The organism is Fictibacillus tiangongensis, assembly GCF_048083785.1.
Classification (GTDB): domain Bacteria; phylum Bacillota; class Bacilli; order Bacillales; family Fictibacillaceae; genus Fictibacillus.
In genome coordinates, this window is sequence record NZ_CP182294.1 from 3,119,954 (window position 1) to 3,142,704 (window position 22,751).

29 protein-coding genes and 1 riboswitch are annotated in these 22,751 nt (G+C 39.2%); of the genes, 9 read left to right on the forward strand and 20 right to left on the reverse strand.

The genetic code is table 11. The features are described from left to right. Positions 1-71 precede the first annotated feature (71 nt). The 4 genes from ACNJYY_RS16665 to kynU form a co-directional block, all read right to left on the reverse strand. Positions 72-1,205, reverse strand: coding sequence for a conserved virulence factor C family protein (locus tag ACNJYY_RS16665; protein ID WP_416729371.1), 1,134 nt, complete (start codon positions 1,203-1,205; stop codon positions 72-74). 6 nt (positions 1,206-1,211) lie between these two features. Beyond that, positions 1,212-1,511: a hypothetical protein gene (locus ACNJYY_RS16670; RefSeq protein ID WP_416729372.1), complete on the reverse strand. Its 300-nt coding sequence runs from the start codon at positions 1,509-1,511 to the stop codon at positions 1,212-1,214. A gap of 138 nt (positions 1,512-1,649) precedes the next feature. Next, positions 1,650-2,276 carry an arylformamidase gene (kynB, locus tag ACNJYY_RS16675; RefSeq protein ID WP_416729373.1) on the reverse strand — a complete coding sequence of 209 codons (627 nt, stop codon included), beginning with the start codon at positions 2,274-2,276 and terminating at the stop codon, positions 1,650-1,652. A 13-nt stretch (positions 2,277-2,289) separates the two neighbouring features. Next, positions 2,290-3,561, reverse strand: a complete 1,272-nt coding sequence (kynU, locus tag ACNJYY_RS16680; protein ID WP_416729374.1) for a kynureninase — start codon at positions 3,559-3,561, stop codon at positions 2,290-2,292. 103 nt (positions 3,562-3,664) lie between these two features. Between kynU and ACNJYY_RS16685 the strand changes: the two genes are divergently transcribed. Continuing rightward, positions 3,665-4,834 carry a CapA family protein gene (locus ACNJYY_RS16685; RefSeq protein ID WP_416729375.1) on the forward strand — a complete coding sequence of 390 codons (1,170 nt, stop codon included), beginning with the start codon at positions 3,665-3,667 and terminating at the stop codon, positions 4,832-4,834. A gap of 47 nt (positions 4,835-4,881) precedes the next feature. Here ACNJYY_RS16685 and ACNJYY_RS16690 read toward each other — a convergent pair whose 3' ends face one another. The 4 genes from ACNJYY_RS16690 to ACNJYY_RS16705 all read right to left on the reverse strand — a co-directional run bounded on the left by ACNJYY_RS16690 (position 4,882) and on the right by ACNJYY_RS16705 (position 8,541). Beyond that, a complete protein-coding gene (locus ACNJYY_RS16690) occupies positions 4,882-5,031 on the reverse strand; it encodes a hypothetical protein (RefSeq protein WP_191752102.1) in 150 nt (49 codons plus the stop codon). A 92-nt stretch (positions 5,032-5,123) separates the two neighbouring features. Continuing rightward, positions 5,124-6,443 carry a Na+/H+ antiporter family protein gene (locus ACNJYY_RS16695; protein WP_416729376.1) on the reverse strand — a complete coding sequence of 440 codons (1,320 nt, stop codon included), beginning with the start codon at positions 6,441-6,443 and terminating at the stop codon, positions 5,124-5,126. A 151-nt stretch (positions 6,444-6,594) separates the two neighbouring features. Further along, positions 6,595-8,082, reverse strand: coding sequence for a leucyl aminopeptidase (locus tag ACNJYY_RS16700; RefSeq protein ID WP_416729377.1), 1,488 nt, complete (start codon positions 8,080-8,082; stop codon positions 6,595-6,597). 81 nt (positions 8,083-8,163) lie between these two features. After that, complete coding sequence (locus tag ACNJYY_RS16705) at positions 8,164-8,541, reverse strand: DUF309 domain-containing protein (protein ID WP_416729378.1); 378 nt, start codon at positions 8,539-8,541, stop codon at positions 8,164-8,166. A 112-nt stretch (positions 8,542-8,653) separates the two neighbouring features. On the opposite strand from ACNJYY_RS16705, the gene ACNJYY_RS16710 reads away from it, so the two are divergent. Beyond that, on the forward strand, positions 8,654-9,136 hold the full coding sequence (locus ACNJYY_RS16710) for a divergent PAP2 family protein (protein WP_416729379.1): 483 nt from the start codon (positions 8,654-8,656) through the stop codon (positions 9,134-9,136). A gap of 13 nt (positions 9,137-9,149) precedes the next feature. Next, positions 9,150-9,980, forward strand: coding sequence for a cobalamin-binding protein (locus ACNJYY_RS16715; protein WP_416729380.1), 831 nt, complete (start codon positions 9,150-9,152; stop codon positions 9,978-9,980). A gap of 14 nt (positions 9,981-9,994) precedes the next feature. Here the strand turns inward: ACNJYY_RS16715 and ACNJYY_RS16720 are convergent, their stop codons facing one another. The 5 genes from ACNJYY_RS16720 to ACNJYY_RS16740 form a co-directional block, all read right to left on the reverse strand. Next, a complete protein-coding gene (locus ACNJYY_RS16720; RefSeq protein WP_416731900.1) occupies positions 9,995-10,669 on the reverse strand; it encodes a 3D domain-containing protein in 675 nt (224 codons plus the stop codon). A 117-nt stretch (positions 10,670-10,786) separates the two neighbouring features. Next, a complete protein-coding gene (locus ACNJYY_RS16725; RefSeq protein WP_191752108.1) occupies positions 10,787-11,110 on the reverse strand; it encodes a YuiB family protein in 324 nt (107 codons plus the stop codon). Between the two features lie 81 nt (positions 11,111-11,191). Further along, positions 11,192-11,323 (reverse strand): YuiA family protein, encoded by a 132-nt coding sequence (locus ACNJYY_RS16730; protein WP_171005383.1) that lies wholly within the window; start codon positions 11,321-11,323, stop codon positions 11,192-11,194. Between the two features lie 229 nt (positions 11,324-11,552). Further along, positions 11,553-12,041 carry an NUDIX hydrolase gene (locus tag ACNJYY_RS16735; RefSeq protein WP_416729381.1) on the reverse strand — a complete coding sequence of 163 codons (489 nt, stop codon included), beginning with the start codon at positions 12,039-12,041 and terminating at the stop codon, positions 11,553-11,555. 79 nt (positions 12,042-12,120) lie between these two features. Continuing rightward, complete coding sequence (locus ACNJYY_RS16740) at positions 12,121-13,320, reverse strand: NAD(P)/FAD-dependent oxidoreductase (RefSeq protein WP_066397232.1); 1,200 nt, start codon at positions 13,318-13,320, stop codon at positions 12,121-12,123. A gap of 374 nt (positions 13,321-13,694) precedes the next feature. Here ACNJYY_RS16740 and ACNJYY_RS16745 point away from each other — a divergent pair, with 374 nt between their 5' ends. The 3 genes from ACNJYY_RS16745 to ACNJYY_RS16755 all read left to right on the forward strand — a co-directional run bounded on the left by ACNJYY_RS16745 (position 13,695) and on the right by ACNJYY_RS16755 (position 15,225). Further along, positions 13,695-14,672, forward strand: coding sequence for an NAD(P)/FAD-dependent oxidoreductase (locus tag ACNJYY_RS16745; RefSeq protein ID WP_416729382.1), 978 nt, complete (start codon positions 13,695-13,697; stop codon positions 14,670-14,672). A 78-nt stretch (positions 14,673-14,750) separates the two neighbouring features. Then, positions 14,751-14,924, forward strand: coding sequence for a hypothetical protein (locus tag ACNJYY_RS16750; RefSeq protein ID WP_416729383.1), 174 nt, complete (start codon positions 14,751-14,753; stop codon positions 14,922-14,924). A gap of 139 nt (positions 14,925-15,063) precedes the next feature. Continuing rightward, positions 15,064-15,225, forward strand: a complete 162-nt coding sequence (locus ACNJYY_RS16755; RefSeq protein WP_416729384.1) for a hypothetical protein — start codon at positions 15,064-15,066, stop codon at positions 15,223-15,225. Between the two features lie 51 nt (positions 15,226-15,276). On the opposite strand, the gene ACNJYY_RS16760 is transcribed toward ACNJYY_RS16755, so the two are convergent. Both ACNJYY_RS16760 and ACNJYY_RS16765 read right to left on the reverse strand, forming a co-directional pair. Beyond that, the gene (locus ACNJYY_RS16760) at positions 15,277-15,633 is read right to left on the reverse strand and encodes a HesB/IscA family protein (RefSeq protein ID WP_144703288.1); all 357 of its coding nucleotides are present in this window, start codon (positions 15,631-15,633) and stop codon (positions 15,277-15,279) included. Between the two features lie 78 nt (positions 15,634-15,711). After that, a complete protein-coding gene (locus ACNJYY_RS16765; protein ID WP_416729385.1) occupies positions 15,712-15,891 on the reverse strand; it encodes an aspartyl-phosphate phosphatase Spo0E family protein in 180 nt (59 codons plus the stop codon). Between the two features lie 311 nt (positions 15,892-16,202). Between ACNJYY_RS16765 and mqnE the strand changes: the two genes are divergently transcribed. Next, on the forward strand, positions 16,203-17,300 hold the full coding sequence (mqnE, locus tag ACNJYY_RS16770) for an aminofutalosine synthase MqnE (RefSeq protein ID WP_416729386.1): 1,098 nt from the start codon (positions 16,203-16,205) through the stop codon (positions 17,298-17,300). 39 nt (positions 17,301-17,339) lie between these two features. Here the strand turns inward: mqnE and ACNJYY_RS16775 are convergent, their stop codons facing one another. Next, a complete protein-coding gene (locus tag ACNJYY_RS16775) occupies positions 17,340-18,014 on the reverse strand; it encodes an NAD(P)H-dependent oxidoreductase (RefSeq protein WP_416729387.1) in 675 nt (224 codons plus the stop codon). Positions 18,015-18,161: 147 nt separating this feature from the next. Between ACNJYY_RS16775 and ACNJYY_RS16780 the strand changes: the two genes are divergently transcribed. Next, positions 18,162-18,545, forward strand: coding sequence for a winged helix-turn-helix transcriptional regulator (locus ACNJYY_RS16780; protein WP_416729388.1), 384 nt, complete (start codon positions 18,162-18,164; stop codon positions 18,543-18,545). Between the two features lie 62 nt (positions 18,546-18,607). Here ACNJYY_RS16780 and dapF read toward each other — a convergent pair whose 3' ends face one another. After that, positions 18,608-19,474, reverse strand: coding sequence for a diaminopimelate epimerase (dapF, locus tag ACNJYY_RS16785; protein WP_416729389.1), 867 nt, complete (start codon positions 19,472-19,474; stop codon positions 18,608-18,610). Between the two features lie 17 nt (positions 19,475-19,491). Continuing rightward, positions 19,492-19,734: a hypothetical protein gene (locus tag ACNJYY_RS16790; RefSeq protein WP_144698338.1), complete on the reverse strand. Its 243-nt coding sequence runs from the start codon at positions 19,732-19,734 to the stop codon at positions 19,492-19,494. A gap of 99 nt (positions 19,735-19,833) precedes the next feature. Further along, positions 19,834-20,019, forward strand: a riboswitch (FMN riboswitch). A 193-nt stretch (positions 20,020-20,212) separates the two neighbouring features. On the opposite strand from ACNJYY_RS16790, the gene ACNJYY_RS16795 reads away from it, so the two are divergent. Further along, a complete protein-coding gene (locus ACNJYY_RS16795; protein WP_416729390.1) occupies positions 20,213-20,791 on the forward strand; it encodes an ECF transporter S component in 579 nt (192 codons plus the stop codon). 299 nt (positions 20,792-21,090) lie between these two features. Here the strand turns inward: ACNJYY_RS16795 and ACNJYY_RS16800 are convergent, their stop codons facing one another. Continuing rightward, positions 21,091-22,305 (reverse strand): NupC/NupG family nucleoside CNT transporter, encoded by a 1,215-nt coding sequence (locus ACNJYY_RS16800; protein ID WP_066397249.1) that lies wholly within the window; start codon positions 22,303-22,305, stop codon positions 21,091-21,093. Positions 22,306-22,512: 207 nt separating this feature from the next. Further along, the gene (locus tag ACNJYY_RS16805) at positions 22,513-22,749 is read right to left on the reverse strand and encodes a YuzB family protein (RefSeq protein ID WP_416729391.1); all 237 of its coding nucleotides are present in this window, start codon (positions 22,747-22,749) and stop codon (positions 22,513-22,515) included. Positions 22,750-22,751 lie beyond the last annotated feature (2 nt).

Below are 22,751 nucleotides of genomic sequence, written 5' to 3' on the forward strand. Positions count from 1 at the left end.
TTATCATCATTTTTGATGTTTTCATACGAAAAAGAGGCAAAGCCTATGTGTTTATAGGCTTTGCCTCTTTATTATTGTTCACGACTCTTTGTCATCTGTTGCCACACTGTACCCGCGGCTTCTTCTCCGCTTTGGATACGTTCGATCGCAATTTTCACTTGAAGAGATACTTCAAACTCAGGATCTTCCTGAGCAGCTTTTAATGCAGGAAGAGCTGTCTCATCTCCTACTTCAAATAAAAAGCGAGCTGCTCTCCATCGCACAAGTTTGTTCTTGTCAGACAATGCATCACACATAACCGGTATCGCTTTTGCATTCCCTAGGTCAGATAGAGCATCACCAGCTGTACGTCTTACCGATACATTCTTATCCTGCAGAGCTAGATAGAGAAGAGGGAGCACAGCTTCATCCTCAATCATCCCTAAGTAAACAACAGCCAAACGCCTTATAGAAGGCTTTTCATCTTTTAAAGCCTGTTTTAATACCATAACATCATCGATCGATGGGTTTATTCGCTCTAAAGCCGCATAGCGTGTCTGCCAATCAGTGTCACGTAGTTGTTTCGCTAATTCTGAAGTGGAAAGACTTTCGACGCCTATGTCTTGTTCGGTGTTTGAGCTATATGCTTGTTTTACTAACTGATCTAAACGTTCTTGCGGATAGACGGCTGACAGTTCTTCAGCCACTTCACTGCCTACTTGTTCAAACGTTCCATAACGAACACCTTGCTCTTCCCATTGCCTTTCCATAACAAGATTATCAGAAGAATCTTGAGCCTCTAATGCAGCTTTGGCAAATCGTTCTGCAAGACCTACTCGTCTCTCTTCTTGCTCGGTTTTAAGTTTGATCTGCATAGGAAGACCTCTAAACATTTGAACAAGAACTGTAATTTCTTTTATTTCATCTTCTTGTTGAGTTTGTTGACCAGAAGGATCATCCAATTCTTCTTCTTGGCCAAAAACAGATCGAACACCTGACAAAACATCTTCCCATTTCGCACGCGAATTTCTTTCCAATGCTATAAAATCAGCAACATGGTAAATGCTTTTAACTCCATCCACTTTAAGAATCTCTTGTATAAATGCAGGAGCATGCTCTGCCTGTTCTTTTGTATAGTTATAACGCTCCGTGCCTTGCAATGTTTCAGACAGATTGATCTTCATTGAATTTGGGCTTGGAGTTGGTTCAATTCCTGTAATTTTCATCTTCACTCACTCCTTTTCATGTTTAAAATCTATTTGCAGCAGATAGTTGTTGATCTGCTCTTTTTCTTTATCTGTAAACTTATATTCACAATCGACACCCTCATCGTGAGCAATAATTTCTTGTAGCTCACCATTTCCATCATAGACAGCTAAAGCACTCGGCTCATGAAGTCCATCGGGCAGTACCTCGACATTTTCTATCTCAAAAGAAAGATATACATTTGTCCAAGGTCCAACCTGAACAACATCATGTCCTATAAAATGTAAGCTTCCTTCAAAATAATGGGTGAATCCATATTTGTACATAGCTGTCCTCCAAGTAAAATATCTCTTGTCTATTATAAGGAACAATAGATAAAATCTCAAAACATGCAGGTTTTCATTAGACATCGTCGCATAAAAGAAAAACAAACACAGCCATTTCGTGTTTGCTTTTTATACTAGTTATTTAGTTAGTTCTCTAAGTATGGCTCTCACTGGACTTCCGTCTGCCTCTTTAAGGAAAAGTGGCAGAGCAACAAGTTCATATTCCCCTTCAGGAACTTCATCTAATACAAGACCTTCTAAAATATGAATGTTGTGTTCATAAAGAGCATGATGTGCATCGAGCTCTTTGCTATCCAAAGGATCGACCGATGGCATATCCACACCAATCAATCCAACTCCACATTCCCTAAGAAATGGGACAGCACCTGGTGATATAGCGACTATTTCATCCGGAAACACGGAACGATCTTCCCAGCATCTTGTCTTAAACAGAACTCGTTTCGTACCTGCTTGCAGTTTATCTTTTACGATCTCTGCGGTTATCTCTTTCATATTCGTCACATCAATAACCATTGCTCGGCCAATATATAATCCGAGGTCCAAACCTCCAACTCTTTCGCCGCTATCTAAAAAATGGTATGGTGCATCAATATGAGTACCAATATGTGTACTCATCTCCACTTTTCCAACGTTCACAGATCCAGAGTCGTCTTTCTTCCAAGCAAGATCGAAGTGATATGGCGTATCTCCTGGCCAACCCGGTACCCCATTATATAGCGGCATCGATATATCATATAATTTCAAGTCCACCACTCCCTTATGCGATGACTTCTCTTTTATTTTCATATTTCTCATATTCACGATTATTCATGATCTTACTTAAAATTTGGACTGCCTCGTATACATCGCGATAAGAATTATACAATGCAACTGGAGCTAAACGAATAATGTTTGGCGCTCTAAAATCTGGAACGATGCCGTTTTCTTTTAGTGCTTTACAAATTCGTGCAGCGTCATTGTGCATAAGAGCCACATGACCGCCTCTTCTTTTATCATCTAGTGGATTTACGATCGTAAACTCATTTTCAATCTCTTGGTTCAACAAATCCATAAGCAGAGTCGTTAATTTTAAAGATTTTGTTCGGATCCGATCGATCTTGGCTTCTTCAAAAATAGATAACGAACCGATCAATGGTGCGGTACTCAGCATATGCGGTGTTCCAATTTGGAAACCACCCGCAGAATTCTCCGCATCAAAATGGTGGTCCATATCAAACTGCGTTTCTTTTTTGCTGCCAAACCATCCAGAAAGCCCTGGTGTTTTCGTAAAATGGTTTTTATTGACGTACAAGCCGCCGACTCCGCCCGGTCCAGCATTTACATATTTGTAATTGCACCAAAAAGCAAAATCTACTCCCCATTTACTTAATTCATGAGGAAGAGCTCCAATCGAGTGACAAAGATCAAATCCGATCGGTATATTCCTTTTGTGAGCTTCACGCGTTAATCGTTCTATATCTAACAATTGCCCGCTTCTGTAGAGAACAGATGGAAGTAAGATAAGAGCTACATCCTCTGTCATCTTATCGATGATATCTTGTTCATCCAGTGTTAAACCATTCTTGCTTCCTACTTGGATCAGATCGGTATCAGGATTTAATCCCTTTAATTTCAACTGACTTTGTAGGCCATAAATATCAGAAGGGAAAGTGAGCTCATCTGCTAAAATCTTCGTTCTTCCGTTCTTCGGTTCAAAAAACGTAGCCACCAATTGATGAAGATTTACAGTAGTTGAACCTGTAACAATGACTTCTTTATCTTCTGCTCCGACGAGTAAAGCTAGCTTCTCAGCAAGTTTTTCACTAAGTGTAAACCACGGGTATCTACCACCCATCCATCCGTCTATCCCATGCTCTTTCCAGTCATTTAATACATCTAACAAAGACTGTTCTGCACGTTTAGATAGAAGTCCTAGAGAGTTTCCATCGAGATAGATCGATTCATCCCTTGTATAAAACTCTTTTTTAAAAGAAGCTAGTTCATCATTTTGGTCCATTTGTTCTACTATTTGCGCTGTGATTTGTCTCATTTTGTACTTTCCTCCCGAATGCAAGAATTGGAACCGTTTTCAATACCGAGTAATTTGACATATACATATCCCCACATCTTCCATTATGATAGACACAAAGGGGGTGTTACCACTGAAACGTCTTTGGTGGTTAACAGGAATTATAGTCGTATTCTTTTCGACAATCGCATTTATATATATGTATAATAACGCAGATTTACAAATGGTAGAAGAAAAAAAGATACCGAATCAGGAAAATAGAGCCGAACCAAAAGAAATAAAATCAGAGCCGATCACTCCTCAACCTGAAGAAAAAATAACGGATCTTACACTTGCTGCGATCGGTGACATCTTGATTCATGATACGGTCTATAATAAAGCAAAAACTGCAAATGGCTATGACTTTAATCGTAACTTTTCTTTAGTAAAATCCTATTTATCTGAGCCTGATATTACGATAGCAAACCAAGAAACCATGATTGGTGGTACCCAGCTTGGTCTATCATCCTATCCCTCGTTCAATTCACCACATGAAGTTGGAGATGCGTTAAAAGCAACCGGCGTAGATTTAGTTACGTTAGCTAATAACCATACACTTGACCGGGGAGAAAAGGCTATCATTAGTGCTTTAAATTATTGGAATCAAATTGATGTGATGTATACGGGAGCTTACTTAACGGATAAAGATCGGCTGAATATCAGGCTGATCAAAAGGAACGACATTACAGTATCCTTTTTGAGCTATACATATGGAACGAACGGGATTCCAGTTCCAACAGGAAAGAATCATCTTGTCAATCTGATCGAAGTAGAACGGATCAAGCGGGACATTAAAGAAGCGAGAACTTTATCAGATGTAAATGTCGTATCTCTTCATTTCGGTAATGAATATGAACGGATGCCAAATGAGTTTCAAAAGAACATCGTGAAAGTCGTAACCGAAGCCGGTGGAGACATCATCATCGGTCACCATCCACATGTACTGCAACCCATTAAATGGGAAATCGCAAGTGATGGTTCAAAAACGTTCGTCGCCTATTCTCTCGGTAACTTCTTATCTGGTCAAAGACGTGCATATAAGGACATCGGCGGGATCGTTCAACTGAAAGTTACTAAACGTCAAAAAGGACCGGAAAAAACCATTGAATTATCTGAACCGAAATTTCTTCCAACTTATGTAGATCAACCATTTGTGATCCATCCTATGAAAGACTTACCTGCTATGAAAAAGCCTTATGAAGAAATAAAAACACACATGAAGCAATGGGTTCCGGAACTTACTTTCTTCGAATAATCTTCTTAAAAAAAACTGACTCCGATTTTCATTGGAGTCAGCTTTTTTTACTTTCCTTTTGATCTTGGGCTTTGCGTATCTCTTTTTGGAAGTTCATCACTGAATTTTTCATCAGAAAACTCTACATTCGTCATGCTTTCAGTTGGTGTTGAGTTATTTTTCTTCGCTGCATCCCAAGAGTGTTTACGTTTAGTCATGGTCTATCCCTCCTTGTTTTTAGCATGTGTATTTTTCATAAAAATAATAAAAGAGACAGATTCTTAGAATCTGTCTCTACAAAATGGAATCGTTATAAAACCATCGCTGCAATAAATCCAAAAGCGATCAATGGGATGTTGTAATGCAAAAAGGTCGGTACACATGTATCCCAGATGTGATTATGCTGATTATCAACATTCAGACCAGAAGTAGGACCTAGTGTACTATCAGAAGCAGGAGAACCCGCATCACCTAAAGCAGCGGCTGTACCGATCAAGGCGATTGTCGCCATAACACTTAATCCTAATTCTCCAGCTAATGGCACAAAAATGGTGGTTATGATTGGAATGGTAGAGAACGAAGAGCCGATTCCCATTGTTACGAGCAATCCGATAACTAACATCAACAGTACGCCAAGAGCCGTTGAGTTTCCGATGAAAGCAGCACTGTCTTTAACCAATGTCTCTACTTCCCCTGTCTCGCGCATCACGGCTGCAAAACCAGCGGCAGAGATCATAACAAATCCAATATACGACATCATTTTCATACCTTCAGTTAATATTGCATCTGAAGCATTTAACTTTAACTGTCCACTGAAATACAGAACGATTATCCCTGATAATGCTCCGAAGATCATTGAATCTGTTTGTAGTTGTACAAACAATGTAGCCACAATAGCTAAAACAGCTACAAAGATCGAACGAGACGTATAAGATACATCATCAGTTTTTGTCATTCCTGTCGTTCTATCTTCATAATTACGTGGTCTACGATACGTAATAAAGACAGCGATCAATAGACCAACAATCATTCCTAGCGATGGAATCGTCATCGCAGAAGGAATCTGATCCATCTTTACAGATAGTCCACTATCTTTCATGTTTGTTTGAAGGATCTCATGAAAGATCCCTCCGAACCCCACTGGGAACCACATGTATGGTGTTATCAATCCAAACGTAATTACAGTCGCAACTAACCTGCGGTCAAGCTGCAGTTCGTTTAAAACGTGCAGCAAAGGTGGTATAAAAATTGGAATGATCGCAATATGAACAGGAATTAAGTTTTGTGAGAATGAAGAAATCATAAGGATGATAAATAAGATAAGTACTTTTGATAATGACTTCTTTTTAGATTCCCCTTCTTTTCCGACCAAGACGATTGCTTTTTCTACCATCAGTTTAGGAAGACCTGTGCGAGATAACGCAACGGCAAAACTTCCTAATAACGCATAACTTAATGCGATGACTGCATTTGATCCTAACCCTTCAGTAAATACTGTTATTGTTTCTGTTAAACCCATTCCTGCTACAAATCCGCCTACTAAGGCTCCGATCAGCAAGGCTACGACAACATGTATACGTAAAAGGCTAAGTACTAGCATAACAGCTACCGCTAATACTACAGCATTCATTTCATTTCCTCCTTAAATAACTTTATCGCTTTATTTCGCTAAATCACTAATATGTTAAACCTTTAACAAATTAACATGGATAAAGGGGATTTGTCAAACACAAAACAAAAACTGGCTCTCAACAGCGAGAACCAGTTTTTCATCGTTCCTATTAGGCTTTAAAGTTTCTTACGAAGTTAACGAGAGTTCGAACCATAACACCAGTTGCTCCTTTAGGACCTAACTCTGTTGATTTTCCAGAATAGGCGGTACCTGCTATATCCAAATGGACCCAAGGCGTATTTTCAGCAAACTCACCTACAAACAATCCACCAGTAATAGCATGGCCAAGTCTGCCTGTTGAGTTGTTAAGATCTGCAACATCACTTGTTTTTAACATATCTTTAAATGGCTGAAAACTTGGAAGGAGCCACAATAATTCCGCTTCATCCGCTGCAGATTGCTTAATATGTTCATAGAACTCTTCATCGTTTGTTAGAGCACCAGTTGTACAATCTCCTAGTGCAACGACCACTCCGCCAGTTAAAGTTGCAACGTCCACAATATACTTTGCCCCTTGTTCCTTGGCATACGTAATCGCATCGGCTAGTATGAGACGTCCTTCAGCATCCGTGTTTCGAACTTCAATAGTCTTTCCACTCAGTGAAGTGATCACGTCTCCTGGCTTCATAGCCTCTCCGTTGATCAAGTTCTCTGAAGATGGTATCACAAACATAATATTAATCTCAGGCTTCAATCGACCGATTGCCTCCATCGCACCCAATACTGCTGCACTTCCGCCCATATCGCTTTTCATCTCATGCATGTTGAGAGCAGGTTTAATGGAATAACCTCCCGCATCAAAGGTTAACCCTTTTCCTACTAAAGCAACATAAGAATCTTCCTTTTTCCCACCTTGATATTTTACCGTTATCAATTTAGGAAGCTGATCTGAACCTTTACTTACTGCAAGTATCGCTCCCATTCCCAGCTTCTCCATGTCTTCTTTTTCAAGGATCTCATATTCCATGCCATATTCAAGCGCCACATCAATCGCTTCTGCCGCAAGGTCTGTTGGTGTCAGAAGGTTCGCAGGTGTGTTCACAAGATCTCGAGCAAAGTTAATTCCTTTCGCATAAGCAAATCCACTCTTCAACCCAGCTTCAACTTCACTGTTTTCTGTATAAACGGTTACAGATTCTAACCGCTTTAGTGGTTCATTCGTTTTCTTTTTATAGTCTTCAAACTTATAAACTGCTGTACCCGCTGCTTCACTAAAAGCATGGGCAAGCTTTTCGATCGAAAGCTGGTCCGCATGGAAAGTATCCAGCAATACAGAAAAATGTGTTCTCTTTTCTTTTGTGATCTCTTGTACTGCTCTTCCGAACGTGCTTCTAGCTTTGTCATAAGAAAAATCCTCACGCTTCCCTAGACCTGCAAAATAAACTCTTTTCGTGCCGAGCTGACCAAGTGTATTCAGCTTTTTTATACTTTTTAGGCGATTTGAAAGATCCCCTTCTTTTATAAGATCAGTAATTGTTCCACTTAATTCCTTATCCATATCTGCCATTACACCAGTAAGTTTTGGTTCTTGAAATAAACCGACCAGTAGGACTTCTTCTTGTTCGCTAGTATTCCAAAGTTGTTTGATCGTAAACATGTTAAAGTTCCCCCTTATTCGTTATAAAGCTCTGCATCTCATTATACTCTTTCTTTTAGAATATTTCGAATTCACGATGCTTTATTCTTCTAAATTTAAATAAAGTTTTGGAAGAACAGGCAGGTGAACAACTTCTTCAAATTCCACTCTGTCTAGTTCATCAGGGATGACTTTAAGGCACTGTTCAATAAATAATAGTACTTTCTCCACATTCAACTGCCATTGAATTGGTCTATACGGAGTTAGATATTCTTTAGCCACTCTCATCATTTGTCTAGCTCCTTTTAGGTTTCCATATTCATAATGATAAATAGCAACCGTCATCTGGAGCAATCCTTTAATAAACAGGTTGCTGCGGTCAGTAAGCCACACTTCTTCTAACAAGTCGTGACCTGTGTAATAATCTCCATCGTTAAAAACAATAAAGAATTCATAATACTCCTCCGGAAAATACTCCATTCTTGTTTCCTCCTTCAATCCATGTTACTCAAAGATTGAACTAGTCCTAAATCGGGTAACAACTATCTAAAACAGCCATACTATAAACCACCCAATCGAAAGGATAATCCTCATGCCAGATATTCTATTGAACTTCCCATTAATAGCAGCTTTACTTGGTGTATTTTCTGCACAATTCTTAAAAATCCCTATCCATTTTTATCATACTAGAAAAATTAGGTGGGAGTTATTTATTAGTACAGGAGGAATGCCTAGTTCACACTCAGCAGCAGTTACTTCATTAGCTACCGCCGTTGGAGCCTTACACGGAATGGGTTCAACTCTCTTCGCCATCGCTGCCATGTTTGCAATCATCGTCATGTACGATGCAAAAGGTATCCGTTGGCATGCAGGAGAACAAGCAGCCGTATTGAATGACTTAGTAGAAGAATTCAGAAACCATGTTAGGGAATCAGAGAGATTTCAAGAAAAAAAGGTAGAAGAACAAAGAAAAGAATTAAAAGAACTTCTTGGACATCGTCCTAGTGAAGTATTCTTCGGCGGACTTCTTGGAATTCTTCAAACATTACTCTTGTCATGGTTGTTCATATCATAGGAGGTTCTTCTCTTTGAGAATCATTTCAATTTGCCCAAGTAACACCGAATTGCTGCATTATTTAGGATTAACTTCACAGTTGATCGGAGTCGATGACTTTTCAGATTGGCCAAAGGATATCGAAGAACTTACGAGATTAGGTCCAGATCTATCGATTGACATGAACAAACTTCAATCTCTAGAGCCTGATCTTGTACTTGCCAGTTTAAGTGTACCTGGAATGGAGAAAAACATAGAGGAATTGGAACGACGCAGGATCCCACATGTCATTTATAATCCACAAAGTCTTACTGATATCCAAAAAGATCTGCTTGATCTTGGTAAAAGAACAAATAAGATGGCAGAAGCTATAAAGGTAAGTGAATGGATGAAGAATGAGATCAGTCAATACGAGAAAATAAGCAGCTCTATAAAAAACAGAAAAAAAGTATATTTTGAATGGTGGCCAAAGCCCATCTTTACGCCAGGTAAAGTGAATTGGCTCACAGAGGTCGCTTATCTTGCTGGGGGAGAAAACTTGTTTCAAGACGTCGAACTGGCAAGTGTACAAACAACATGGGAAGACGTGGTTCGCCGTAAACCAGATATCATAGGAATGGTTTGGGTCGGTGTTAAAACAGATAAGATGCAGATTTCACATATTCAAAAGCGAGAAGGCTGGGACCATTTGGAGGCTGATCTTCGTACTGAGATCTTCAAACTTGAGGAGTCCCTCTTCTGCCGTCCATCTCCACGCTTAATCATTGGTATGAAGCGATTAGCTTGCCTTATACATCCGAACGATTTTCCTGTTTTCCTACCAGAGGAAGAAGAGAGCTACATAAAGAAGCTTCAGGTCACGTGAACCTGAAGCTTTTATCATTTGTATAAGTATTGCTGCCTAAACACTTGCATGGACTTTTCTTCGTTTAGATCATTCAGTTCATTCTCTGTAATCTTTCCATCTCCACGCTCGACTATATAAACATCAATATTTTTCTTGCCCCATTTCTTATACACTTCGTCTACCGTGTTATAAAATAGATCTAACCTGTTCCCTTTAATGGCTGATCCCGTATCTGCAACTACTCCATATCCGTATCCGGGAATCCATAGAACCGTACCGATCGGAAAAACTGCAGGATCTGCTGCAATGGTAGAATAAAGGTCTCTTCTCACCTTTAAACCTGATTTGGTGATTCCGTATGCAGGATGACTTTTCGACTTACCTGTACTTTCCTGACCTGCCGTGTAGCCTGTTGCTGTCACATGAACAGAAGGATATTGAGTAAGGTTCATCTCATCTTCAAGAGATCGCTGTTTCACCTCAGCAGATGAAAACATCAGGTTCGGCTTATAAATGGTAGGCAAAGTTTTTAATGACTCTGTTAAAACATTAAGTGTCGTTTCAACAATCTTGTTGTCTGATTGTTTTTCATCTAACCAAGTCGCTAGATCATCTGCCTCTACACCAGAAATGGAACGAAATGTTGTAAATACAGCACAAATAAATAGGATAACGATCGTGGTTCGCTTTACAATTTTTCTTAAAATCAACAAAAATTGTCCACTCCTCTCCTATCTATTCCTTCCCCGGCTGGTTGTTATGTATACCCGTTTGAAATAAAAGGAAAAAAAGTGCAAATAAAAAAACCCCTATAAGAGGGGCTTTTAAAACATCTGATAACCGCGTACTCGAAGCATCTTAATAGCAACTCCGGATAAAATCGCACCGATCAATCCGAATGCAAGTATCGTAATATCTGATGCTGATAAATTTAAAAGATCACTTCCAAGTAATTGAAAGCTCGTACCTGGCTTTGTAAAATATTCGAAAAAACGAATGTCATCTACAATCATTATGACGACTATTGGGTATAGAATAACCATAAACCAAGTAGCACGTAAGAGCATGTTAAACAAGAAACCGATTCCAAAGAAGAGAACCATAAACAGCAACATTGAAATAATGAATTGCGGCAATAGCAAATCCATGATGTAGACACCCCCATATATCTGAAGTTAGTTTACTAAACGGGGGCATATACGTCAATCGTGTTTGAGAGCGTTACAATTCTAAGCTCTTTTTTTGCCGCTTCCGCAGCATTCCACACACGTTTCAGATCCTCCAAGCAAGAGCTGAAAATAACCTTTTCCCTCACAGTATGGACATTGATCATGTTTTTTCTGAATCGCATGTTTTCTCATGTTGTAACACTCCCTCTTTTTTGTTTAAATTTTCAGATAATAATAACAAGGAAATGAAGGATTGAAAAACCTGTTTTAAAGCGAAATATTGCAATGTAAGCGTCATCATCATGAACATTCTTTAATTTTCAGAATATTTCGTACATTTTTGTTGTTCCTTCTATAAAATAAAAAAATCAGAGCTTTACCAAAGGCCCTGATCGAAACTTTCTCTGTATGTAAAACCAGCCTATTCTTGTCTGCAATCCATAATCTTATAAGTGGTATAACCAAATACATCTCCAGGGTTAATTGTATCTTCTAGAAACTTCACTTTTTTATCTATAAAGTAATGAATCATTAGAGAAGTATCCGGATCTATTCTTAGTTCTTCAGGCTTCATGAAAGCAGCAGTTTCAATTTCATTTGAATGCTGTGAAAGGTCTCCCTGCTTTTTTTTCAATAAGAACACAACCATATTATCACTAATTGTTTCTTTTATAACCCCTGAGCGTATACCAAGTATTGTACTAACTTCTCCAACGATGCCTGTCTCTTCATAAACTTCACGAACAGCAGCCTCGTCAACCGTTTCTCCTGCATCTACAAAGCCAGCTGGTATGGACCATTTCCCCTTAAGGCCACCATAGTTCTTTTTCACGACAAGCCACTTTCCATCCTCGTCGATCAGTAGGCCAGCCGCTGCAAGCCACACGTTTCCTCTGTCTTTTTTCGTCATTTAGCACGCTCGCCCTTTCTTAATATAATAAAAAAAGAACAGAAGCTTTACGCTTCTGCTCTTAGTTTACCATTATCCATTAAAACAGTTTTAACTTACCTTTTTTAATAACCATCGGTACCCCACCAAGTAAGAACAGGTAACGGTTATCAATTACTTTTTTCATTGCAGATGCAGTTGCACCGAATAATTTCTTGTTTCCAACTTTACCGATCGCTTCACCTTTACCAAGGGACGCAACTGTACCTTTAATATCAGGTTTAAACTCTTCAAGCTTTCCACCGTTCATCAATGCTTTGATGTTACGGCCGATTGTGTAAGCTTGTTGAATAGCGATTTGAGCAGTTGGAGGATATGGACGGTTTGCTTCCTCATCGATGATAAGTGCACAGTCTCCTGCAACAAAAATATAATCAAAACCAGGCATGCGAAGATCTTTGTCAACTTTAACGCGTCCACGCATCGTCTCGAATCCAGCTTCTTCAACTAGGTGGTTACCACGTACTCCACCAGTCCAAACGATTGTAGCAGCTTTGATTTCTTCCCCATTTGCAAGGATTACACCATCTTCATTACACTCTTTAATCGGTGTGCTTACAAGGAATTCAACGCCACGACGTTCTAGGTTATTGATCGCATACTCAACAAGTTCTTCATCAAATCCAGGAAGTACTGTTGGAGCAGCCTCAATGTTTACGATACGAACTTTTTCACGAGGAATATCATACTCACGGCAAAGCTCAGGAACACGGTCAGCAAGTTCACCAACGAATTCAATTCCTGTAAATCCAGCTCCACCTACTACGATTGTAATAAGTTCATCAGGTTGTCCTTCGTTATTGTAACGAGCAAAAGAATAATCAATATGCTCACGAATTTTACGAACAGAGTTGATGCTGCGAATGCTGAATGCATTTTCTTTAAGACCTTGGATACCAAACGTTTCAGGATCAGAACCAAGCGCAATAATTAAGTAGTCGTATGTTAATTCTTGATTATCTAAGATAACTAGCTTTTCATCTTTCTTGATTTCCTTAACTGTATCTTGAACAAAATTCACTTTGTTCATATCGATAATGTTATCGATCATGATACGAGTTTTGTCATGATGTAATGTTCCCGCTGCGTTCTCATGAAGCCACGTTGTTTGGTAATGATAGTTGTGCTTATTTACTAATGTGATCTCAGCTTCGTCAGAACCAAGCTCTTTTTGTAAACGTACAGCTGACATGATTCCGCCGTAGCCGCCGCCTAATATTAGAATTTTTGGCTTACTCATTTAAATTCACTTCCAGTTCTCATTTTTTTTAGTTTGACCTTTTCAATCATTAAATATGATGGAAAGGAATAGATTGTGATATATTTCACGTAATAAGATATAAATAAATGCAAAAAACGTTCGAAATATCGACATTTTTTAACCATACACCCTCATCTTATTCCTTTTTTCTTGTTTTTTCAACCCTTTTTTCGATATGATGATGTTTCAAATTCTTGTGGAGTATGCCTTTCTCATCATTGTTTCGATTGTCAAAATCTACAAACAAAAAGAGGACTTTCGGCTTCCTTCAAGAATGTAAAATGAGAGATAGCACGTTCTGGTCAGAACATATTCCATGTTCATCAGTCATAAATCTAGAAGAGGTGAAAGTTATGACAAAAGAAATTTACGATATCACAATTATTGGCGGAGGACCTTCAGGCTTGTTTGCTGCATTCTATGGTGGCATGCGCCAGATGAAGGTGAAGATCATTGAGAGCATGCCTCAACTTGGCGGTCAGTTATCTGCTCTCTATCCTGAAAAGTACATATATGATGTTGCCGGGTTTCCCAAAGTACTTGCTCAAGATCTCGTTAATAACCTGAAAGAGCAAGCGATGCAGTTCAACCCAACAGTGGTCTTAGAGGAATCCGTTCAAAACGTTGAAAAGAATGAAGAAATCTTCGAATTAACAACAGATAAAAATGTTCATTACAGCAAAGCAGTATTAATTACGGCTGGCGTAGGTGCCTTTCAACCTCGTCGTTTAGAACTAGCGACGGCTCAACAATACGAAGGCAAAAACCTGCATTATTTTGTGAATGATCTGAACGCATTCGCAGGAAAACGTGTATTAGTTTGCGGCGGAGGAGATTCTGCTCTTGATTGGTCATTAATGCTTGAACCTATCTGTCCAGAAATTACTCTAACCCATAGACGCGATAAGTTTCGTGCACACGAACATAGTGTTGAGCAACTTATGAATTCAAAAGTTGCTGTTAAAACACCTTATCAAATAAAAGAGTTGATCGGTGATGGAGATACGATCTCGGCTGTTGTTTTAGAAAATGGGGATGTTAAAGAAACGGTTGAAGTGGATGCTGTTGTCGTAAACTATGGTTTCATCTCATCTCTCGGTCCAATTAAAACGTGGGGCTTAGATATACAAAAGAATTCAATTGTTGTAAATTCCAAAATGGAAACAAATATTAAAGGAATTTATGCGGCTGGTGATGTATGTACGTACGATGGCAAAGTAAAGTTGATCGCTTCAGGTTTCGGAGAAGCACCTACAGCGATTAACAATGCTAAATCCTATATCGATCCAAACGCGAAGACGCAACCTTTGCATAGCACAAGCTTATTCTAGACTTAAGTTGGCGCGGGGAGAGTTCCTGCGTCTAATTTATTCATCAAGTACCTATTGTTTTAAAGGAGAAAGCAGAAAATGAACAGACAGTTTACTGAAGAAGAAATGCATATCGCTGACTGCCTTCAAGAGATGCAAAGGATCATCAATCAGTTACATATCACAGACGAATCCTTTCTAGAAGATACGAAAAGAGAACTTCCACGTTTAACAGAGTTATTGCAAGACCTAGAAAAATACACGGTGGAATAAATTGCTTATGGATAGCAAACGTCCTATCTGTTATGATTGTTTGTGAGGCGGACAAGTGCCGCTGACTGATATGAATTTTTACCCGGTGTTGGCGCGCCGGGTTTTCTTTTATCCTTTTTTAGTTAAGGAGATTTACATAATGGAGACTAACTTAATACTCGGAATTGTTTTCTTTATACTAGGCACCTTTCTAATGCCAATTGGTTTAAGAGAGCAACAAAAGCAAAAGAAATTTTTACTTATTGGTGCTGCTGTCTTATCAGATATCCTTGGCGTATTGTTTATCTTTAATATTCTTTAACAAAAAAAGCTCCCGCCTTTTCTTCTAAAAGGCAGGAACTTTTTCTTTTGTTTAACACTCTTCTGGTGTGCCAGCGTTTGTTGCTGTACGGAATGATGAGCCACAGCCGCATGACGCAATTGCGTTCGGGTTTGTAATCGTAAACCCTCCACCCATCATGTTCTGTTTAAAGTCAACAACCGTTCCTTTTAGGACTTTCGCACTTTCTTCATCCACTACTACGCGAATTCCTTCAATGATCTCTTCTTGGTCTGAGTCACTCTTATCACTATCAAAACCCATACCATAAGAAAGACCTGTACATCCTCCGCCTTTAACTGCTACACGGAGAAATTGATTTTGATCTTCTTCATCAGCAAGCATCTCTTTAATTCTACTCGCTGCACTTTCTGTTATTTCAACGATCATCATGATCACTCCTCTAATAAGGATCTATATCTATAGTATAACGACTCTTAAATAAGGCCTCAAGGAATCGGCTTTACATTAATTATCAGTTTGCTGCATCTCCATGATTTTATTATGTGTCTCATCAATTTTCCTACTATAATTTAGCACCATGGGATGCTGCAGACCTAACGCGTTCGCCGCCTTTATCATTTTATTACGCAATGCCTCTAATTGTTCGACCTTCTCAAGTCTAGTGGCTGGTATTGTGGCTTTCATTTTTGTCACTCCACTCTTTGTTTTGAACATATCCGTTCCTTTTATTTTACATTTTTTCTATATATTAGACAACGAGTCGCTCGTAAAAAAACAAAACTTTTTATTTACAACCTACCTGTAAAAAGCAGCTTCCCTTGTCGTACAGTTTGAATAGGATTATAATGATTATGCAATTAAGACGTGTATTGAATCTTCATAATACATAAGTATTCGTATAAATTTGGTAAAGAGAGAGTGTCGCTTTATGCCTATCTCTTAAAAATTGTGTACATCATCCGAACATTTCATTTGAAAAATTAGGGGGATTAGTAATGGCAAATATATTAACGCTAGATACGCGCATGGAGGCAATCGCTGAGAAGGTTACTCACGGTGAGCGCCTTTCTATTGAAGACGGATTATATCTTTATGAAACGAGCGATCTTTTGAGCGTTGCTTCTTTAGCAAATGAGGTAAATACCCGTAAGAACGGGGACCACGTTTACTTTATCGAAAACTTGTACATCAATCCAACAAACGTTTGTGAAGCCACTTGTAGTTTCTGTGGATTTAAGCGCAAGCCTGGTGAAGAAGGCGCTTATACAATGAACGATGAGCAGTTGTTGAGCTATGTTGAAAAACGCTGGAACGATAATATTCGAGAGTTTCATATCGTTGGTGGTCATAATCATGAAGTGCCATTCGATTATTATCTAGATACGATTCGTACTTTAAAGAAACATTATCCGCAAGTCACAGTTAAAGCGTATACAGGTGCTGAGATCGAATTCTTCTCTAGAATTGCTGGACTTTCAATGAAAGAAGTATTAGAAGAATTAATTAAGGCGGGTCTTGATACGATGCCAGGCGGTGGGGCTGAAATTCTTACAGAACGCTACCGTTTAAAAATGAGCCCAGACAAAGCATCGACTGATCAATGGCTAGAAGCACACGAAATCGCTCATGGATTAGGCTTAAAAACACATGCAACCATGTTGTACGGATCTATTGAGACGAAAGAAGAACGTCTCATTCATATGGACCGCTTGCGTCAACTTCAAGATTCAACCAACGGATTCATGGTATTTATCCCGCTAGCTATGCAGCCTCGTACACAATCAATGGGGTTGATGAGAAGAACTTCCGCTTTTGATGACATGAGAACAATCGCGATCAGCCGACTCATGCTAGATAATTTTGATCATATCAAAGCGTATTGGATCAACATTGGCGTTCAGTTAACTCAAATGGCATTAACGTTCGGTTCTAGTGACATTCACGGAACCTTGATCGAAGAACGTATCTCTCATGCTGTTGGAGCATTAACATCATCAGGTATCACGCGTAAAGAACTTGTTCATTTGATTAAAACAGCTAACAAAGTGCCTGTAGAACGCGACACATTCTACAACATCATCCAAAAATACTAAAAGAGTGGAGGCGAGTGTGCCTCCACTTTTTTCTGTCCATTACTTAATCCATTTCACAACATCGTCCATACTTTGACGAACTTTTGGACGAGGCTCGTTTACTCGATAACCGAACCCTGCCATAACGGCTACTTCAAAGTTTCCGTCTTCAAGCACACCTTCTTTTTTTAAGATAGCCTGAACTTTCTCTTGATCAAATCCTTCGATTGGGCAAGAATCAATACCAATCTGTGCAGCTGCTGTCATCATGTTTCCTAGTGCGATATAGACTTGTTTTGCCGCCCAATCGAACATAGCACGATCGTTTCCAAGAAGCTTAAAGTCAGATTCTAAGAATGTCTTGTAGAACCCGCTGATCGCTTCATACGCTTCTTTCGGAAGATTCTTTACATCTTTTTTTATATGCTCAATGTATTCTGAATCGTACACCATATCTTCTGCAGTTCTTGCGAGCATCACTACATAGTGGCTCGCAGTCGGTAATTGTTTTTGTGCTCCCCATGAAACAGGCTTTAACTGTTCGCGTAACTCTGGGTCTTGAATGACAACAAAACGCCAAGGCTCAAAACCAAACGAACTCGGTGAAAGACGTCCTGTTTCTAAAATAAATGCAAAATCATCTTCTGAAATTTTCTTCCCAGGATCAAATTCCTTTGTCGCATGTCTAAACTGGAATGCTTCTAAGATCTCTTGTTTTTTAGCTTCTTTATTCATGATAAATTTATCACTCCTTCACTATTTATGAATGTAATTAAGTTGTTTTGTCACCCTACACCATATATTATAAAAGTAATAACAAAAATGAAAAGTACGCACATTTTTGTGTCATAGTATCATTTTTTATACTAAAGGAGCATTTCTATGACTAGTAAACAGCAATTCGACTTATCCAATTGGCAATCTCACGGCTATTCCTGTCCAGTCGAAGCGACTCTTGATATTATCGGTGGTAAGTGGAAAAGCGTAATTTTGTATCACTTAATCGATGGAGAGATACGTTTTAATGAACTAAAGCGTCTTGTACCTGGAATTACACAGAGGATGCTTACCCTACAGTTACGTGAATTGGAGCGTGACGGCATCATACACCGAGAAGTTTATAAACAAGTCCCTCCCAAAGTGGAATATTCTCTTACTTCGTTTGGTGAAACACTGATTCCTATTATAAAATCCATGCTTCAATGGGGAATTGAAAATACTGATAAAATCGTCCATCATCGTGAGCAGGCTGATGTTAACGACTAAAAAAAGAAAGCATCTCTGCTTTCTTTTTTTTTTGGTAAGTGCAAACTAATCGTCTGCACCCTCTACCTGTTAGTATGATATTCACCCGTACAGATTATTTCAGCTGGACCGGTCATCCAAACATCTCCATCATCTTTCCAATTAATGATAAGATCACCGCCTGTTAAGTGAACGGTAATGTCTGTATTTCTCATTGCTTTTTTGTTTAGAACAGCGGCTACAGCGGCTGCACATGCTCCTGTACCACATGCTTGTGTAATACCTGATCCTCTTTCCCAAACCCTAAAATGCATTTCACTGTTAGACACCACTTCAACAAACTCTGCGTTTACCCAATCAGGAAACATGCTGTCTTTTTCGATTATAGGACCAAGCGAATGTAAGGGTGCTTCCTCAATGCTATCGACAAAGAACACCGCATGGGGATTACCCATTGATACAGCAGTTAGTTTTAAAGGTGTTCCGTCAAAAGATACTTCCTCATTCACTATCTGGTGAAGGTGGTTGAATCCGGTTACAGGAATTTGTTGAGGCTGTAGGATCGGATTCCCCATATTAACCGTAACGAGTGATACTTTGTTGTTGTTATCTGTAGTTACTTTAGCAGTCACTAATCCACCAAGTGTTTCAATCTGAAATTCTTTTTCTTTAACTAAGCCGTTTTCATATGAATATTTGGCTACACAACGAAGTCCGTTTCCACAGTTCTTAGCTTCAGAACCATCGTTATTAAAGATTCGCATCTTAACTGGCGCTAACTCGCTTGGGCAGATAAGTATCATTCCATCTGATCCGATACCTGTGTAAGGATTCGAAACGGCCGTTGCTAATCTCGACAGATCAGCCTCATCAATCGACTCTTCAAACATGTTTATATAGATGTAATTATTGCCTAATCCATGCATCTTTGTGAATTTCAACGTATCCATTGCTTTAACCCTGCTCCTTATGATTGACCTCTTAGTTTTTCGTCCGTATAAAAATAGTCATCGTCTGCGTTCAGTATCGTTAACTTGCCGTGGCAGCAAGGCATGATAAGGATCTGCTTGATCCCCTCTTGAGCCAAACTCAGTTGTTCTTCTTTAAATGAAGTCAAAACATTGTCTTGTTGGCAGAACGGACACTCCGAAATATAAATATCTTTCATCATTCTTTCATATGGCCATGTATATTCAAATGTTAACTTCATATCGGTTCATCCTCTATTTGGAAGGTATGGTTATTGCATATTCGTTCACAACTTACATTTTTTAAAGTATAATAGGTGATGTAACAAAATACAATAGCGATCCATCTTCGGGGCAGGGTGAAATTCCCGACCGGCGGTATTTGAAGATTCCCTCTTCATCAGCCCGTGAGCGATGTGGAAATGCCGAAACAACCGTTTAGGCTAGACATCATATCGATGTCACCACATTGCTGATCTGGTGTAACTCCAGAGCCGACAGTATAGTCTGGATGGGAGAAGATGTTGGTACAGCGGTTCATTTACATGAGCCTTTGTTTAAGTGCGCATTTTACCATTTCTGTAAATGCTTCTTTTACATGCTGTTTATCATACAAACTCCCTTAGTCCGTTCTTTATCGACTAAGGTTTTTTTGTGTAAAACAGGCTGTGCTGCATTCGAAATCATGAGATGGCGCAACACAAAAGAGGAGAGATTTCAATGCAAAAGGGAAAAATTAAACAAATGGTAGCGGTATCGATGCTCAGTACAATTGCATATGTACTGATGATGCTCGACTTTCCGTTTCCAGGACTGCCTCCATTTCTAAAAATTGATTTTAGTGAGGTGCCTGCACTGCTAGCTGCCATCATTTTCGGACCAGCAGCAGGAATAATGGTTGAGGCTATAAAAAATGTACTTCATTACGGAATTGTGGGAAGTTTTACAGGTGTTCCCGTTGGTCAAATTGCAAACTTTGTGGCCGGAATTCTTTTCATTCTTCCAGTATCCTACTTATTCCGCAAAAAGCATACGGTTAAACGTCTTTCAACGGGCTTGATCTTAGGAACGGTTTTGATGACATTTATGATGGGACTGCTCAACTACCTGATCATCTTACCAGCTTATACGTGGTTCCTTGGTGCTGATCCGATGTCTAGCCAGATGATGCTTGATCTTATATTAAAAGGTATAACACCGTTTAACTTGATAAAAGGTACGATCATTACACTGTTATTCGTAGCATTATACAACCGAATGCAGCCATGGGTGATGAAACAGATCGCTCAGCAGGCTTAAATAGATTAAACCGCAGTTGGGAATTCCCACTGCGGTTTTTTTATTGTTCACCATAGGGGTATAACGGTTGTCAGGATGTCAAATCGGTTGTCGAAATTTAACGAAATGCCTTTATTTAAGAATTTCGACTTAATTGAGCGTCGTTACGGCTTAATTAACACTCATTTCAACCTAATCTTGTTCATTAAGACTTAATTATAGATGAACATACCCTCGTCGGTATTCTTCAGATTACGCTCAAAAACAGCTCCTATCAAAAAAGATGCTCAAGCATCAGCTTGAGCATCTTAAAATGATTCTTAAAGAATGAACATACCAGCGATTGCACCGCTTAGTAAGTTAGCAATTGTAGCTGCGATTACAGCACGCATTCCAAGTCTTGCGATGTCTGGACGACGGCTAGGTGCCATTGCTCCAAGACCACCTAAAAGGATTGCAATCGATGAAAGGTTCGCGAAACCACATAGTGCGAAACTTACAACCGCTACCGTTTTCGGCATTAAGTCTGGAATTTGAGGTGCGAATGATGAGTAAGCTACGAACTCGTTCAAAACGATCTTTTGACCGATAAACGTACCAGCTTTAACCGCTTCTTCCCAAGGTACACCAATAACAAATGCGATTGGAGCGAAAATATACCCTAGAATTTGTTGAAGAGTGATCTCATAACCGAACCATCCACCGATTCCACCAAGGATACCGTTAACTAAAGCGATAAGTGCGATGAAAGCAAGTAACATCGCTCCAACGTTAAGTGCGATTTGAAGACCATCTCCAGCACCTTTTGCTGCTGCATCGATAACGTTTACTGTATCTTTGTCACGTTCTAATTTGATCTCACCCATAGTTTCAGGCTCTTCTGTTTCAGGAACAATGATCTTAGCGATCGCAAGTCCTGCAGGAGCACACATAAAGCTTGCTGCGATCAAGTATTCTAACGGTACACCTAACAGATAATAACCAATCAATACAGAACCTGCTACGGATGCTAGTCCACCTACCATTACAGCAAAAAGTTCAGATTGAGTAAGACGGTTCATATATGGACGAATCACTAGAGGTGCTTCTGTTTGGCCTAAGAAAATATTTGCAGTAGCACTCATTGATTCTGCTTTACTTGTTTTTAATAGCTTAGATAAAGCTCCTCCTAAGATTCTTACCACCCATTGCATGATACCTAGATAGTAAAGAACTGAAATTAGAGAAGAGAAGAAAATGATAACGGTTAAAACTTGAAACGCAAAGATAAACCCTTTTCCTTCTGCAGGAATCATACTTCCAAACAAGAAAGTAATCCCTTCGTTCGCGTAAGCTACAACGTTTGAAACTTTTTGTGAGACACCTTGCAACGCTTGTTTTCCAGCATCCCATTTAAGAACGATCAACGCAAAAGCAACTTGAATTGCTAGTGCACCAATTACCGTTCTCCAGTTAATCGCTTTCTTATTTTGAGAAAGTAAGAATGCGATTACAAGAAGAACGAGCATACCACCTAATCCCCATAAAATTTGCATATTCGTACACCCCTTTTGTAATTTGGAAGAAAACGCTTACTATTAGCACGTTAGTTGTCAGACATCCAATGACTGACCCTTTTCTAATGTAACAAATTTCGACAAAAATGCAATCGTTTTTAAAAAATTATATGCTAGATATTTTTCCCAATCGTAGAGTCCTTATCCATGAAAAAAGCAGCTATCCATTTTTTGAATAGCTGCCTCTTAAAACATTCCGTTTTCTTCTATATGAGTGTATATATTTTTAACAAGTTCATCTGAGGTTTCTCCGTGAACAATTTCTCCATTTACGAGAGCAAACAACGATTTGGCACAATGTCCACAATAGCCTAGACACCCATACTCGATTACGTCGAGATCATAGTCTTTCTCAAGTTCTTCGAGCGCTTTTTGTGCACCACTCGCTAAATTACTTACACAAAACTCTATAATCGGTCTCATTT

What these genes read in the sequence shown, in the direction of transcription:
- ACNJYY_RS16665 (WP_416729371.1), bottom strand. Translation starts at nt 1,205, where the DNA reads ATGAAAATTACAGGAATTGAACCAACTCCAAGCCCAAATTCAATGAAG.
- ACNJYY_RS16670 (WP_416729372.1), bottom strand. Translation starts at nt 1,511, where the DNA reads ATGTACAAATATGGATTCACCCATTATTTTGAAGGAAGCTTACATTTT.
- kynU (WP_416729374.1), bottom strand. Translation starts at nt 3,561, where the DNA reads ATGAGACAAATCACAGCGCAAATAGTAGAACAAATGGACCAAAATGAT.
- ACNJYY_RS16690 (WP_191752102.1), bottom strand. Translation starts at nt 5,031, where the DNA reads ATGACTAAACGTAAACACTCTTGGGATGCAGCGAAGAAAAATAACTCA.
- ACNJYY_RS16695 (WP_416729376.1), bottom strand. Translation starts at nt 6,443, where the DNA reads ATGAATGCTGTAGTATTAGCGGTAGCTGTTATGCTAGTACTTAGCCTT.
- ACNJYY_RS16700 (WP_416729377.1), bottom strand. Translation starts at nt 8,082, where the DNA reads ATGTTTACGATCAAACAACTTTGGAATACTAGCGAACAAGAAGAAGTC.
- ACNJYY_RS16705 (WP_416729378.1), bottom strand. Translation starts at nt 8,541, where the DNA reads ATGGAGTATTTTCCGGAGGAGTATTATGAATTCTTTATTGTTTTTAAC.
- ACNJYY_RS16710 (WP_416729379.1), top strand. Translation starts at nt 8,654, where the DNA reads ATGCCAGATATTCTATTGAACTTCCCATTAATAGCAGCTTTACTTGGT.
- ACNJYY_RS16725 (WP_191752108.1), bottom strand. Translation starts at nt 11,110, where the DNA reads ATGGATTTGCTATTGCCGCAATTCATTATTTCAATGTTGCTGTTTATG.
- ACNJYY_RS16730 (WP_171005383.1), bottom strand. Translation starts at nt 11,323, where the DNA reads ATGAGAAAACATGCGATTCAGAAAAAACATGATCAATGTCCATACTGT.
- ACNJYY_RS16735 (WP_416729381.1), bottom strand. Translation starts at nt 12,041, where the DNA reads ATGACGAAAAAAGACAGAGGAAACGTGTGGCTTGCAGCGGCTGGCCTA.
- ACNJYY_RS16740 (WP_066397232.1), bottom strand. Translation starts at nt 13,320, where the DNA reads ATGAGTAAGCCAAAAATTCTAATATTAGGCGGCGGCTACGGCGGAATC.
- ACNJYY_RS16745 (WP_416729382.1), top strand. Translation starts at nt 13,695, where the DNA reads ATGACAAAAGAAATTTACGATATCACAATTATTGGCGGAGGACCTTCA.
- ACNJYY_RS16750 (WP_416729383.1), top strand. Translation starts at nt 14,751, where the DNA reads ATGAACAGACAGTTTACTGAAGAAGAAATGCATATCGCTGACTGCCTT.
- ACNJYY_RS16755 (WP_416729384.1), top strand. Translation starts at nt 15,064, where the DNA reads ATGGAGACTAACTTAATACTCGGAATTGTTTTCTTTATACTAGGCACC.
- ACNJYY_RS16760 (WP_144703288.1), bottom strand. Translation starts at nt 15,633, where the DNA reads ATGATCGTTGAAATAACAGAAAGTGCAGCGAGTAGAATTAAAGAGATG.
- ACNJYY_RS16765 (WP_416729385.1), bottom strand. Translation starts at nt 15,891, where the DNA reads ATGAAAGCCACAATACCAGCCACTAGACTTGAGAAGGTCGAACAATTA.
- mqnE (WP_416729386.1), top strand. Translation starts at nt 16,203, where the DNA reads ATGGCAAATATATTAACGCTAGATACGCGCATGGAGGCAATCGCTGAG.
- ACNJYY_RS16775 (WP_416729387.1), bottom strand. Translation starts at nt 18,014, where the DNA reads ATGAATAAAGAAGCTAAAAAACAAGAGATCTTAGAAGCATTCCAGTTT.
- ACNJYY_RS16780 (WP_416729388.1), top strand. Translation starts at nt 18,162, where the DNA reads ATGACTAGTAAACAGCAATTCGACTTATCCAATTGGCAATCTCACGGC.
- dapF (WP_416729389.1), bottom strand. Translation starts at nt 19,474, where the DNA reads ATGGATACGTTGAAATTCACAAAGATGCATGGATTAGGCAATAATTAC.
- ACNJYY_RS16790 (WP_144698338.1), bottom strand. Translation starts at nt 19,734, where the DNA reads ATGAAGTTAACATTTGAATATACATGGCCATATGAAAGAATGATGAAA.
- ACNJYY_RS16795 (WP_416729390.1), top strand. Translation starts at nt 20,213, where the DNA reads ATGCAAAAGGGAAAAATTAAACAAATGGTAGCGGTATCGATGCTCAGT.
- ACNJYY_RS16800 (WP_066397249.1), bottom strand. Translation starts at nt 22,305, where the DNA reads ATGCAAATTTTATGGGGATTAGGTGGTATGCTCGTTCTTCTTGTAATC.
- ACNJYY_RS16805 (WP_416729391.1), bottom strand. Translation starts at nt 22,749, where the DNA reads ATGAGACCGATTATAGAGTTTTGTGTAAGTAATTTAGCGAGTGGTGCA.